Source organism: Serratia sp. 121840015-1, from assembly GCF_053627655.1.
The window spans coordinates 261,573-273,621 of the sequence record NZ_JBSEYF010000003.1; the positions used below are offsets into that span (position 1 = coordinate 261,573).

Genomic DNA, 12,049 nt, shown 5'->3' on the forward strand with positions numbered 1-12,049 from the left:
GAACGGAGGCGCATATGGACATTATCGCGTTGGCCGGCAGCCGCCATGCGACGCAGGATTACGGCGCGCTGCGCTGCGTCGGCAGCTTCAACAACGCGATCAATTTCCTGACGGAAAACGCACGGCTGCTGACGCTGCACCGCGCCGGCAGCGGCCTGAGCCCGATGGGGTGGCAGCTCGGCGCGCGGGATTTCGATCGCGTGCGGCGTGCGGTGCCGTCCGTACGACGCTGCGCTTTCTCCGCCGCAGGCATCACGTTGGATGCGCTCCTGGTGCGGCCCGCCGCGGCGGCGCGGGATCTGGCGCTGGCGCCGCGTGCGGCCATTGCCGATCGGCCGCTGACGGCGGTATTGCAGCGCTGCACGGCGCAGTGCGGGTTGCACGGCGAGCTGGGCCGATTGGTGAGGCAGCCGTTAACGCCGGAGCCGGCCGCGCTGGTGCGGGATTTTTCCCGTTGGCTGCGGGGCGACACGGTCGACTGGCACCAGGCGCTGGGCAAGGGGCCGGGGCTGACGCCGAGCAACGACGACACCTTGCTCGGCCTGCTGCTGAGCGCCCACCTCGACAGCCGCATCCAGGTTAGCGGGCTGGCGCCGTTTTTCGCCCAGACGCCACCGCTGGACGCGCTGACCACGCTGGTGAGCGCGCACTACCTGCGTTACGCCGAGCAGGGCCTGTTCGCCACGCCGCTGCATGCGTTGGCGCAGGGGCTGCGGGCGCCTGAAGGCGTATCGGCGGCGGTGGCGGCGGTGCTGAGCCTGGGGCACTTCTCGGGAGCGGACACGCTGCTGGGCGTGTGGCTGGGGGTGACGACGATTAACGCACTGTGCGGCGCGCGGTGTGAACACGAGGGCCGGATCGCGGATCCGGCCGGGACGGTATGATTTCAACTACGGGTGCAAACCATGAAAACCTTGGTCATTGCGTTGGGCGGCAACGCCCTGTTGCAGCGCGGAGCCGTGCTCTCTGCGGAAAATCAGTATAAGAGCATCGCCCTCATCGCCGACGCCATCGGCAAGCTGGCGCAGAAATACCGCATCGCCATCGTGCACGGCAACGGCCCGCAGGTGGGGCTGCTGGCATTGCAGAACCTGGCGTACCGCGACGTGCCGCCCTATCCGCTGGATATTCTGGTGGCCGAAAGCCAGGGCATGATCGGCTATATGCTGGCGCAGCAGCTGATCGCCAGCCATCCGCAGCAGCCGGTGTCCACGCTGCTGACGCGGGTGCTGGTGGATGCGCAGGATGCGGATTATCAGGCGCCGAGCAAGTTCATCGGGCCGGTGTATGCGCCGGAACAGCGGCAGGCGCTGGAGGCCAAATACGGCTGGACGCTGAAGGCGGACGGCAACTACATCCGCCGGGTGGTGCCTTCGCCGGCGCCGCAAAAGATCCTCGACATCGAGGCGATCACGCTGCTGCTGTCGCAGCGGCACATCGTGATCTGCAACGGCGGCGGCGGTATCCCGATGATCGCCGGCGAGCATGGGCTGACGGGCAGCGAAGCGGTGATCGACAAAGATCTGGCGGCGGCGCTGTTGGCGGAGCAGGTGGGGGCCGATCATCTGGTGATCCTCACCGATGCCGACGCGGTGTACCAGGAGTGGGGCACGCCGCGCCAGCGCGCTATCCGGCGCGCCACCACGCAGGAACTGGCGCCGATGGCGGTGGCGGACGGCGCCATGGGGCCGAAGATCATGGCGGTCAGCCGCTTCGTCGATCGCACCGGGCGGACGGCTCATATCGGTGGCCTGCAGGATATCGACGCGGTGCTGGCGGGCCAGGCCGGCACCTCTATTTTGCCTTAGCCGCCGTCGGTTTATCCGCGCCCGCGCTGGCGCGGATAAGTATGCCTAAATGGCATGATTTCAATAATTTTTATTCATTTCATGATGTTGCTCGCCTTGGCTAGAGTAAAAACACCCCCGTATTTACCGTCAAAAATTTGTCATTTTTATTTGCGACTATGCTTTTTGAAATGACATTTCGGCCAAGGATTGTTATGGATTCGCTCAGTGTTGATGAACTCGCCCAGAAGAAGGATCGCTGGTATCGCATTGTGGAGGAGATGTTGGCGGAAGCCGGCGTCGCCATCAACGGCCCGCGCGCCTGGGATATCCGGGTGCACAACCCGGCGCTGTTCAAACGCATTTTGCAGGAAGGCTCGCTCGGTTTCGGCGAAGGCTATATGGACGGCTGGTGGGAGTGCGAACGGCTGGACATGCTGTTCACCCGCATTCTGCAGGCCGGCGTCGATGAGCGGCTGCCGAAAAGCCTGAGCGACATCGCGCGCGTTGCCTATGCCCGGCTGTTCAACCGCCAATCGCGCAAGCGCGCCTGGCAGGTGGGCAAAGAGCACTACGACATCGGCAACGACCTGTTCCGGGCGATGCTCGATCCTTACATGCAATACTCTTGCGGCTACTGGAAAGAGGCGCAGACGCTCGAGCAGGCGCAGCAGGCCAAGCTGCGGATGATCTGCGAAAAACTGCAGCTGAAACCGGGCATGACGCTGCTGGATATCGGCTGCGGCTGGGGCGGGTTGGCGCAGTTTGCGGCGCAAAACTACGGCGTCTCGGTGCACGGCGTGACCATTTCCGCCGAGCAGCAGAAGCTGGCGCAGGCACGCTGCGCGGGGCTGGACGTCGAGATCTTGCTGCAGGACTACCGCGATCTGGATCGCCAGTTCGATCGCATCGTGTCGGTCGGCATGTTCGAGCACGTCGGGCCGAAAAACTATGAGACCTATTTCAGCGTCGCGGCGCGCAACCTGAAGCCGGATGGCCTGTTCCTGCTGCACACCATCGGTTCCAATCAGACCGATCTCAACGTCGACGCCTGGATAGACAAGTACATCTTCCCCAACGGCTGCCTGCCTTCGGTGCGGCATATCGCCGAGGCCAGCGAAGGGCGTTTTGTGATGGAGGATTGGCACAACTTTGGCGCCGATTACGATCGCACGCTGATGGCCTGGCTGGAGAACTTCAAACGGGCGTGGCCAGAGTTGGCCGGCGGCTATTCCGAGCGCTTCGAACGCATGTTCACTTATTACCTGAACGCCTGCGCCGGCGCGTTCCGTTCGCGCAATATTCAGCTGTGGCAGGTGTTGTTCAGTCCGGCGGGCGTGGAAGGTGGGGTGCGGGTCTATCGCTGATATCCCCGTCATATTTCAAGCTGCATCTGTGTTGGCTGCGTTTGCGCGCCCCGCTCGCTTACTTGAGTAAGCTCCCGGGGACTTACAAACTTGCCTCCTTGATGCAACTCGAACTATTTAGGGGATACCCTTCAATATTTACTTTGGGACAACAGATATACCCAATGGATTTCCAGTTGCGTCCAGGCGGCAAACGTGACAAACCCCAGGAGCTTAGATAACTAAGTGACTGGGGTTCGAACATGCAGCCGATAACGATGCGGCTGGAAAGAAGAAGGGTATATCAGTACAGCAGGGAGTACAGCTGGCGGCGATACTTAGCGGCCAGCGCGTCGCCGGTGCCGAGCGCGGCCAGAATGTCCATCAGGGTCTTGCGCGCGTTGCCGTTGGCGGCGGCCAGATCTTTCTTCAGATGCCCCATCAGCAGCTCCAGCGCTTCTTCGTTACGCCCGACCTGATGCAGCTGCAGCGCCAGCTGCACTGCCAGCTCGACGTTGTCCGGCTGCTGCTGCACCTGCTGTTGCAGCTGTTGGATTTCCGGCGTGTCCGCCGCCTGCTTCAACAGTTCAATCTGCGCCACCAGGCCCTGATAGCGGGTATCGCGATCCTGCAGCGGGATGGTTGCTAGCACCGCTTCGGCGTCTTCGCTACGGCTGAGCGCGATCTGGGTTTCGGCCAGGGTCAGGCCGATGTCGCTGCGCTGTTGGCTACTCTGCCAGGCGTCTTTCAGCAGCGGCAGCGCTTCGGCGGCGTTGCCGGCGGCCAGCAGTTCCTGCGCCTGCGCCAGTTTCAGGTCTTCTTCCTTCGGCAGGAAACGCTGCAGCAAGTCGCGGATCGCTTCTTCGGGCTGCGGGCCCTGGAAGCCGTCGACCGGCTGGCCGTCTTTGAACAGGTAGACCGTTGGAATGGAGCGCAGCCCGAATTGGGAGGCGATCATCTGTTCGGCGTCGCAGTCCACCTTGGCCAGAATAAACTGACCGGCGTATTCCGCCGCCAGCTTGTCCAGCACCGGCGTGAGCTGCAGGCAGTGTTGGCTGCGCTCGGACCAGAAGTAGAACAGCACCGGAATGGACATCGATTGTTCCAGCGTCTGGTGCAGGTTAGTTTCGTTAATATCAACAACAGCTTGAGCTAGCATCTTTTTTCTCTCTGATCGTGCGGAGCCATGGGATGTAGATGGGGGCGCACCGCCATTCTTCAACCCCGGCGGGCGAATTAAGCGTTGCTGCGCAGCAGCCAATCCAGACAGCGGCCCGGCAGAATGCGGCGCAGCACGCTCATGGCGTGCGCCAGCAGGGTCACCGGGTAGCGCAGTTTGGCGCGCGGGCTTTCCAGCGCGTGGCGCAGCTTGGGCAGAATGGCCTCCGGCGGCAGCGTCAGGCGCTTGGCGATGCCGGGGTTGTGCACCGGCTTGTCGCTCTGTGCCTGGTTGACGTTCTGGCTAAAGTGGGTAGAAATCGGCCCCGGTTCGATCAGGCTGACCTGAATGCCGCTGCCGTGCAGCTCCATGCGCAGCGCGTCCGACCAGGCCTCCAACGCGAACTTGCTGGCGGCGTAGGCGCCGCGCCCGGCGCTGGAGACCAGCCCCATCACCGAGCTGGTCTGGATAATGCGCCCTTCGCCGTGCGGCAGCATTGCCGGCAACAGCAGCTGGGTCAGCTGGTGGGTGCCGAACAGGTTGGTGGCGAACTGCCGCTCCAGCTGGCTGCGCGAAATGCGGCTGAGCGGGCCGTAAACGCCGAAGCCGCCGTTGTTGAACAGGCCGTACAGGCGGCCACCGGTCAGCGCGATCACCTCGGCGGCGGCGCGCTCGACGCTGGCGCTGTCGTCCAGATCCAGCTCGATGCCTTCCAGCCCGAGCTGGCGCATGTTTTCCACGTCCTGCGGTTTGCGGCAGGCGGCTAGCACCCGATAGCCGCGGTTGCGCAGATCCTGCGCCGCAATCAGTCCAATCCCGCTGGAGCAGCCGGTTATCAATACTGCTTTTTGCATAACTTTACCTAGTGTACGACCCTAATTTAGTTAGACTCATGTTTTACTAGCGGTTCCAGGCGCTCCGCCATCCAGGTGGCGATAAACGGCTGGGCGTCCCCATTGGGGTGCAATCCGTCATCCTGCATCCATTCCGGCTTCACCACCACCTGTTCCATATAGAACGGCAGCAGCGGAATGTTGAACTGCTTGGCCAGCGCCGGGTAAACGGCGCTGAACGCTTCGGTATAGCGGCGGCCGTAGTTCGGCGGGATGCGGATCTGCATCAGCAGCGGCTGTGCGCCGGCCTGCTGCACCTGTGTGATGATCTGGCCGAGATCGCGCTGTACGTCCTGCGCCGGGAAACCGCGCAGGCCGTCGTTGGCGCCCAGCTCGATCAGCACCCAGCGCGGCTGATGCTGTTTCAGCAGCGCGGGCAGACGCGCCAGCCCCTGTGCGGCGGTGTCGCCGCTGATGCTGGCGTTGACCAGCTGTGGCGCGCCCGGTTTTTTCTGCCACTGTTCGGCCAACAGCGTCGGCCAGGCCCGCTCGATCGGCAGGCGGTAGCCGGCGCTTAAACTGTCGCCCAAAATCAACAAGGTATCGGCGGCGACAGCGCGTAAACTGAATAATCCCAACAGCAAAAGGAAGGGAAGATGCCAGCGGAAAACGTTCTTGAAGTTCATCATCTTAGTAAACACGTTGGTCAGGGTGAGCATCAGCTCACCATCCTTACCGGAGTCGAGCTGCTTGTCAAACCCGCGCAGACGATCGCCCTGATCGGCGAATCCGGATCGGGGAAATCGACCCTGCTGGGCATTTTGGCCGGGCTGGATGACGGCAGCGAGGGCGAGGTGCGCCTGCTCGGCGAGTCGTTGACCGCGTTGGACGAAGAGGGCCGCGCCGCGCTGCGCGCCAGGAACGTCGGCTTCGTGTTTCAGTCGTTCATGCTGGTGCCGACGCTGAACGCGCTGGAAAACGTGCAGCTGCCGGCGCTGCTGCGCGGCGAGAGCGACAGGCAAAGCCGCGAGCAGGCGGTGCAGCTTCTGGAACAGCTGGGATTGGGCAAACGGCTCGATCACCTGCCGGCGCAGCTGTCCGGCGGCGAGCAGCAGCGCGTGGCGCTGGCGCGCGCCTTCAGCGGCCGGCCGCGGGTGCTGTTCGCCGATGAACCGACCGGCAACCTCGATCGTCAGACCGGCGATCGCATCGCCGACCTGCTGTTTTCCCTCAATCGCGATTTTGACACCACCCTGATCCTGGTGACCCATGACGAAACCCTGGCGGCGCGCTGCCAGCGGCGGCTGCGGCTGCGCGAAGGCAAGCTGTGGGAGGAAGCATGATCTGGCGCTGGTTCTGGCGCGAATGGCGCTCGCCGTCGCTGCTGATCGTTTGGCTGGCGCTGACGCTCTCCGTGGCCTGCGTGCTGGCGCTGGGCAGCATCAGCGATCGTATGGACAAAGGGCTCAGCCAACAGAGCCGCGACTTTATCGCCGGCGATCGGGTGCTGCGCAGCGCGCATCCGGTGCCGGAAGGCTGGCTGCTGGACGCGCAGCAGCAGGGGCTGAAACTGAGCCGTCAGCTGTCGTTCACCACCATGACCTATGCCGGCGATCGGCCGCAGCTGGCGGACGTGAAAGCCACCGATCTGGCCTATCCGCTGTACGGCAAGCTGGAAACGCGCCCGGCCAACATCAAGCCCGAACCGGGCAGCGTGCTGGTGGCACCGCGTCTGCTGGCGCTGCTGAACGTGAAAGTCGGGGATTCGCTCGAGGTGGGCGACACCACGCTGCGCATCGCCGGTGAAATCATTCAGGAGCCGGACGCCGGCTTCAACCCGTTCCAGACCGCGCCGCGCATCATGATCAACCTGGCGGACGTCGATAAGACCGGCGCGGTGCAGCCGGGCAGTCGCCTGACCTACCGCTACATGTTCGCCGGCGCCGAGCCGGATATTCAACGTTACGAAGAACGGCTGACGCCGCAGTTGACGCCGGATCAGCGCTGGTTCGGGCTGCAGGAGTCCGGCAGCGCGCTCGGCAAGTCTCTGCAGCGATCCCAACAGTTCCTGCTGTTGTCGGCCCTGCTGACGCTGCTGTTGTCGATCGCCGCCGTGGCGGTGGCGATGAGCCACTATTGCCGCAGCCGCTACGATCTGATCGCGGTGCTGAAAACCCTCGGCGCCGGGCGTGGCGCGCTGCGTAAGCTGATCGTCGGCCAGTGGCTGGCGGTGATGGCGCTGGCGGCGGTGTGCGGCGGGGCGATCGGGCTGGCGTTCGAAGCGCTGTTGATTCGCCTGCTGAAACCGGTGTTACCGGCCGCATTGCCTGCCGCCGGCGCCTGGCCGTGGCTGTGGGCGCTCGGCGCGCTGGTGCTGATTTCACTGCTGGTCGGGCTGCGGCCGTACCGTCAGCTGCTGGCTACCCAACCGCTGCGGGTGCTGCGCCGCGACGTGGTGGCCAACGTCTGGCCGCTGCGCTACTTCCTGCCGGTGACGGCGGCGGTCGTGGTGGCGCTGCTGGTGACGCTGATGGGGGCCAGCACGCTGCTGTGGGCGATCCTGGCCGGTATGGCGGTGCTGGCGCTGCTGCTGGGCGGCATCGGCTGGGGCAGCCTGTTGTTGCTGCGCCGCATCACGCTCAAGAGCCTGGCGCTGCGGCTGGCGGTTAACCGCCTGCTGCATCAGCCGTGGGTGACCATCAGCCAGCTGGCGGCATTTTCGCTGTCGTTCATGCTGTTGGCGCTGCTGTTGGTGCTGCGCGGCGATCTGCTCGAACGCTGGCAGCAACAGCTGCCGCCGGACAGCCCGAACTATTTCCTGCTCAACATGACCGAGGCGCAGGTGCCGCAGGTGAAAACCTTCCTGCAGCAGCACCAGATCAAGCCGGAAACCTATTATCCGATCGTCCGGGTGCGCCTGACCGAGATAAACCAGCAGCTGGCGACCGAGCGGGTGCATGAAGACGATCCGGGCGGCGAGGCGGTGAACCGCGAGCTGAACCTGACCTGGCTGGCCGATCTGCCGGATCATAATCCGCTGGTGGCGGGCAGCTGGCCGCCGAAAAGCGGCGAAGTCTCGATGGATGAAGGCATTGCCGGGCGGCTGAAGATCACGCTGGGCGACACGCTGACCTTCAGCGGCGATACCCAGGCGTTCAGCGCCAAGGTCACCAGTCTGCGCCAGGTGGATTGGGAAAGCCTGAAGCCGAACTTTTACTTTATCTTCCCGCCGGGCGCGCTGGACGGCCAGCCGCAGACCTGGCTTACCAGCTTCCGCTACGACGGCGACGGCCAGATGCTGACCCAGCTCAACCGCCAGTTTCCGACGCTCAGCCTGCTGGACATCGGCGCGATCCTGAAACAGGTCGGCGGCGTGCTGCAGCAGGTCAGCCGCGCGCTGGAGGTGATGGTGGTGCTGGTGGTGCTGTGCGGTGGCCTGCTGCTGCTGGCGCAGGTGCAGGTCGGCATGCGTCAGCGCCGCCAGGAGCTGGTGGTGTACCGCACGCTGGGGGCCGGCAAACGGCTGCTGCGCCGCACACTGTGGTGCGAGTTCGCCCTGCTGGGGCTGGTGGCGGGCATCGCGGCGGCGGTGGGCGCCGAGGCGGCGCTGTGGCTGCTGCAGAGCCGGGTATTCGACTTCCCGTGGACGCCGACGCCGGTGCTGTGGTGGGCGTTGCCGCTGGCCAGCGCGCTGCTGCTGTCGCTGTGCGGCGGCTGGCTGGGCGTGCGCCTGCTGCGCGGCCGGGCGCTGTTCCGCAGTTATGAGGGGTGATGTTGACTTAGCGGGATGAAAAAAGGGGTTAGCCTAAGGCTAACCCCTTTTACTTTCGGCGGCGGCGCTTTAGGCCAGCTTCTGCTGTGCCCAGGCCAGCCCGCTTTGGTATTCGCCCGGCAGCAGCGGCGCCAGCGCCTGCAGCGCCTGGCGCAGATCGGCGGCGCTCGGGTCGTTCAGATTGAGGTGGCCGACCTTGCGGCCCGGGCGCACCTCTTTCTCATACCAGTGCAGATGCACCAGCGGCAGCGACAGCCACTGTTCGTTGACGGCGGTGCCGATCAGGTTGACCATCACCGACGGCGTGCTCACCACCGGCTGCGGCAACGGCAGGCCAAGGATGGCGCGCAGATGCAACTCGAACTGACTGATGGACGCGCCGTTTTGCGTCCAGTGGCCGCTGTTGTGCACGCGCGGTGCCAGTTCGTTGATCAGCAGCCGATCGCCGACGATAAAGCACTCCATCGCCATCACGCCGACGTAGTTCAGCTCGTTCAGGATCGCCGCCAGCATCTGCTCGGCCTGTTGCTGCAGCGCCGGGTTGGGCTGCGGCAGCGCCACGCTAGTGCGCAGGATGCCGTCTTCATGCAGGTTGTGGGTCAGCGGGTAGAATACCGAACGGCCGTCGTGGCCGCGCGCGCCCACCAGCGACACTTCGCCGGAGAAATTGATGCCTTGCTCGACGATGCACTCGCCATAGGCGTCGGCCGGCAGTTCGGCTTCCTGGCCCGGGCGCAAGCGCCATTGGCCGCGGCCGTCATAGCCGCCGACCCGGCGTTTGACGATCGCCAGCTCGCCCAGCGAAGCGAATACCTGCGGCCATTCGGCGGCGCTCGCCAGCAGCTGCCACGGCGCGGTCGCCAGGCCGAGCTGGTCGAGCAGCTGTTTTTGCGTCAGGCGATCGGCCAGGCGCGGGAAGATGTCGCGGTTGACGAAGGCGCTGTGGGTCGCCAGCTCGCGCGTTAGCGCGGTTTCCGGCCAGCGTTCGATCTCGGCGGTAATGACGCTGTTCTGATACGGCACCGCCTCGGGCTCGGCATCGATGCCGACGGGGTAAACGGCGATGCCCAGCGGTTCGCCGGCCTGGCGCAGCATGCGCCCCAGCTGGCCGTTGCCCAGTACGCAAACTGGCTTCATGCGTCCTCCCGCGGATCGGGGTGGTTCAATACCTCTTCGGTCTGCGCCCGACGCCAGTCCGCCAAACGCTGCGCCAGCGCGGAGTCGTGCAGCGCCAGGATCTGCATCGCCAGCAGCCCGGCGTTGGCGGCGCCGGCTTTGCCGATCGCCAGCGTGCCCACCGGAATGCCGCGCGGCATCTGTACGATGGAGTACAGGCTGTCTACGCCGCTCAGCGCGGCGCTTTGCACCGGCACACCCAGCACCGGCACCAGGGTTTTCGCCGCCAGCATGCCCGGCAGGTGCGCCGCACCGCCGGCGCCGGCGATGATCACGTCAAAGCTGTTGGCGGTAGCCTGCTCGGCGAAGCTGAACAGCTTGTCCGGCGTACGGTGGGCGGAAACGATTTCGACATGGAAGGGGACTTCGAGCTGGGTCAGGACTTCGGCGGCGAACTGCATGGTGGCCCAGTCACTTTTCGATCCCATTACAATTGCGATTTTCGCCCCGGTAGTGGCGGCTGAAGCGGCGTTGGCTCCCATGGGTGTAAGGCTCCTGTGATTTGTCTGGCGTCGGCTGAGGGCCGAATGAGGGCGTAGAGCATACCATGAGCGCACGGCGAGGAAAACGGTTGCGTCGCCGGTTTTCACCGCCGAAAGCGCGAATTTTCACTCGCGCGCCAGTCCGGGGCTCAGAATGGGAATTGGATCAGCTCGACGGCGTCGGCGCTGACTTTGACCATCGATCCTTCGACGTGCCAGGCGCCCAGCACCGCGCGATGGGCTTCGCCGTTGCTCAACGCCAGCCGGTGCACCGCCGGGCGATGGGTATGGCCGTGGATCATCCAGTGCACGTCGTGGCGCAGCATCGTCTGTTCGACTGCCTGCGGGTTGACGTCCATGATGGCTTCCGACTTGTACTGGTTGGATTGCTGGCTGCGGGCGCGCATGTTGGCGGCGATCTTCAGTCGCCAGCGCAGCGGCAGCGCCAGGAACAATTTTTGAATCAGCGGGTTGTGCACTTTACGGCGGAATTGCTGATAGGCCTGATCGTCGGTGCACAGGGTGTCGCCGTGCAGGATCAGGATCCTGCGGCCGTACAGCTCCAGCACTTTCTCTTCCGGCAGCAGCTGCATGCCGCTGGCGCGGGCGAAGCGCTTGCCGAGCAGAAAATCGCGGTTGCCGTGGATGAAGTAGCAGGGCACGCCGGCCTGTTGCAGCGCTTTCAGCGCCGCGGCGATCTCCGCGTGCAGCGGCTCGGGATCGTCGTCGCCGATCCAGGCTTCAAACAGGTCGCCGAGGATGTACAGCGCGTCGGCGTGAACTGCTTCGCGCCGTAAAAAACGCAGAAAACCGGCAGTGATTGCCGGTTCCTGTGCGCACAAGTGCAGATCTGCGATGAACAGCGTACTCATGCAGCCGCGATTACTCGCTGACGGTCACGCTGTTGATCACGACGTCTTCTACCGGTACGTCCTGGTGCATGCCGCTGCGGCCGGTTTTCACGCCTTTGATCTTGTTGACCACGTCCATGCCTTCAACCACTTCAGCAAACACGCAGTAGCCCCAGCCCTGCACGTTTTCGCCGCGGAAGTTCAGGAAGTCGTTGTCAGCCACGTTGATGAAGAACTGTGCGGTGGCGGAGTGTGGATCGTTGGTGCGCGCCATTGCCAGGGTGCCGATGGTGTTTTTCAGACCGTTGTTGGCTTCGTTCTTGATGGTCGCGTTGGTCGCTTTCTGGTTCATGCCCGGCTCGAAACCGCCGCCCTGGATCATGAAGCCGTTGATCACACGGTGGAAGATGGTGTTGTCGTAGAAACCGGCGCGGCAGTAGTTCAGGAAGTTTTCAACGGTAACCGGCGCTTTGTCAGCAAAGGTCTTGATAACGATATCGCCGTGATTGGTGTGGAAAGTAACCATAGTTTTAATCCTAACAAGGTGAAGTGAGACGTCACGTAAAGCGAGTGAACATTCAGACCGCCCTTATAACATATCCGCCCCAGCGAGTCAGCAGCGGCTCAACCGTGCACTGTCTGT

The 12,049-nt window shown here is 64.0% G+C and carries 12 protein-coding genes; 5 read left to right on the forward strand and 7 right to left on the reverse strand.

Annotation, left to right across the window (positions count from 1 at the left end):
- Window positions 1-14 precede the first annotated feature (14 nt).
- From ACUXAC_RS17525 to cfa, 3 genes are all read left to right on the forward strand, one after another.
- Window positions 15-884: a DUF2877 domain-containing protein gene (locus tag ACUXAC_RS17525; protein WP_387443569.1), complete on the forward strand. Its 870-nt coding sequence runs from the start codon at window positions 15-17 to the stop codon at window positions 882-884.
- A 21-nt stretch (window positions 885-905) separates the two neighbouring features.
- Window positions 906-1,808, forward strand: a complete 903-nt coding sequence (locus ACUXAC_RS17530; RefSeq protein WP_197833056.1) for a carbamate kinase — start codon at window positions 906-908, stop codon at window positions 1,806-1,808.
- 194 nt (window positions 1,809-2,002) lie between these two features.
- On the forward strand, window positions 2,003-3,154 hold the full coding sequence (cfa, locus tag ACUXAC_RS17535) for a cyclopropane fatty acyl phospholipid synthase (protein WP_049199945.1): 1,152 nt from the start codon (window positions 2,003-2,005) through the stop codon (window positions 3,152-3,154).
- 283 nt (window positions 3,155-3,437) lie between these two features.
- Here cfa and ACUXAC_RS17540 read toward each other — a convergent pair whose 3' ends face one another.
- From ACUXAC_RS17540 to tesA, 3 genes are all read right to left on the reverse strand, one after another.
- Window positions 3,438-4,292, reverse strand: a complete 855-nt coding sequence (locus tag ACUXAC_RS17540; RefSeq protein ID WP_025160052.1) for a co-chaperone YbbN — start codon at window positions 4,290-4,292, stop codon at window positions 3,438-3,440.
- Between the two features lie 77 nt (window positions 4,293-4,369).
- The gene (locus ACUXAC_RS17545) at window positions 4,370-5,146 is read right to left on the reverse strand and encodes an SDR family oxidoreductase (protein WP_060423505.1); all 777 of its coding nucleotides are present in this window, start codon (window positions 5,144-5,146) and stop codon (window positions 4,370-4,372) included.
- Between the two features lie 26 nt (window positions 5,147-5,172).
- On the reverse strand, window positions 5,173-5,811 hold the full coding sequence (tesA, locus tag ACUXAC_RS17550; protein ID WP_164268474.1) for a multifunctional acyl-CoA thioesterase I/protease I/lysophospholipase L1: 639 nt from the start codon (window positions 5,809-5,811) through the stop codon (window positions 5,173-5,175).
- Here tesA and ybbA point away from each other — a divergent pair.
- Together ybbA and ybbP are read left to right on the forward strand one after the other, a co-directional pair.
- A complete protein-coding gene (ybbA, locus tag ACUXAC_RS17555) occupies window positions 5,782-6,468 on the forward strand; it encodes a putative ABC transporter ATP-binding protein YbbA (protein ID WP_004940192.1) in 687 nt (228 codons plus the stop codon). The two genes, tesA and ybbA, sit on opposite strands and share 30 nt — an antisense overlap.
- A complete protein-coding gene (gene ybbP / locus ACUXAC_RS17560; protein ID WP_336947843.1) occupies window positions 6,465-8,897 on the forward strand; it encodes a putative ABC transporter permease subunit YbbP in 2,433 nt (810 codons plus the stop codon). Before ybbA ends, ybbP begins: the two co-directional genes overlap by 4 nt.
- A 69-nt stretch (window positions 8,898-8,966) precedes the next feature.
- Here the strand turns inward: ybbP and purK are convergent, their stop codons facing one another.
- The 4 genes from purK to ppiB all read right to left on the reverse strand — a co-directional run bounded on the left by purK (window position 8,967) and on the right by ppiB (window position 11,932).
- The gene (gene purK / locus ACUXAC_RS17565; protein WP_043146773.1) at window positions 8,967-10,034 is read right to left on the reverse strand and encodes a 5-(carboxyamino)imidazole ribonucleotide synthase; all 1,068 of its coding nucleotides are present in this window, start codon (window positions 10,032-10,034) and stop codon (window positions 8,967-8,969) included.
- Entirely contained in the window at window positions 10,031-10,555 is a 525-nt protein-coding gene (purE, locus tag ACUXAC_RS17570; RefSeq protein ID WP_454266797.1) for a 5-(carboxyamino)imidazole ribonucleotide mutase, read from the reverse strand. Before purE ends, purK begins: the two co-directional genes overlap by 4 nt.
- Window positions 10,556-10,704: 149 nt before the next feature.
- Entirely contained in the window at window positions 10,705-11,427 is a 723-nt protein-coding gene (locus ACUXAC_RS17575) for a UDP-2,3-diacylglucosamine diphosphatase (RefSeq protein WP_060440541.1), read from the reverse strand.
- A gap of 10 nt (window positions 11,428-11,437) precedes the next feature.
- Complete coding sequence (ppiB, locus tag ACUXAC_RS17580; protein ID WP_004940183.1) at window positions 11,438-11,932, reverse strand: peptidylprolyl isomerase B; 495 nt, start codon at window positions 11,930-11,932, stop codon at window positions 11,438-11,440.
- Between the last annotated feature and the right edge of the window lie 117 nt (window positions 11,933-12,049).

Excerpts from the sequence above, each read along its gene's own strand:
- ACUXAC_RS17525 (WP_387443569.1), top strand. The coding sequence starts at position 15 with ATGGACATTATCGCGTTGGCCGGCAGCCGCCATGCGACGCAGGATTAC.
- ACUXAC_RS17530 (WP_197833056.1), top strand. The coding sequence starts at position 906 with ATGAAAACCTTGGTCATTGCGTTGGGCGGCAACGCCCTGTTGCAGCGC.
- cfa (WP_049199945.1), top strand. The coding sequence starts at position 2,003 with ATGGATTCGCTCAGTGTTGATGAACTCGCCCAGAAGAAGGATCGCTGG.
- ACUXAC_RS17540 (WP_025160052.1), bottom strand. The coding sequence starts at position 4,292 with ATGCTAGCTCAAGCTGTTGTTGATATTAACGAAACTAACCTGCACCAG.
- ACUXAC_RS17545 (WP_060423505.1), bottom strand. The coding sequence starts at position 5,146 with ATGCAAAAAGCAGTATTGATAACCGGCTGCTCCAGCGGGATTGGACTG.
- ybbA (WP_004940192.1), top strand. The coding sequence starts at position 5,782 with ATGCCAGCGGAAAACGTTCTTGAAGTTCATCATCTTAGTAAACACGTT.
- tesA (WP_164268474.1), bottom strand. The coding sequence starts at position 5,811 with ATGAACTTCAAGAACGTTTTCCGCTGGCATCTTCCCTTCCTTTTGCTG.
- ybbP (WP_336947843.1), top strand. The coding sequence starts at position 6,465 with ATGATCTGGCGCTGGTTCTGGCGCGAATGGCGCTCGCCGTCGCTGCTG.
- purK (WP_043146773.1), bottom strand. The coding sequence starts at position 10,034 with ATGAAGCCAGTTTGCGTACTGGGCAACGGCCAGCTGGGGCGCATGCTG.
- purE (WP_454266797.1), bottom strand. The coding sequence starts at position 10,555 with ATGGGAGCCAACGCCGCTTCAGCCGCCACTACCGGGGCGAAAATCGCA.
- ACUXAC_RS17575 (WP_060440541.1), bottom strand. The coding sequence starts at position 11,427 with ATGAGTACGCTGTTCATCGCAGATCTGCACTTGTGCGCACAGGAACCG.
- ppiB (WP_004940183.1), bottom strand. The coding sequence starts at position 11,932 with ATGGTTACTTTCCACACCAATCACGGCGATATCGTTATCAAGACCTTT.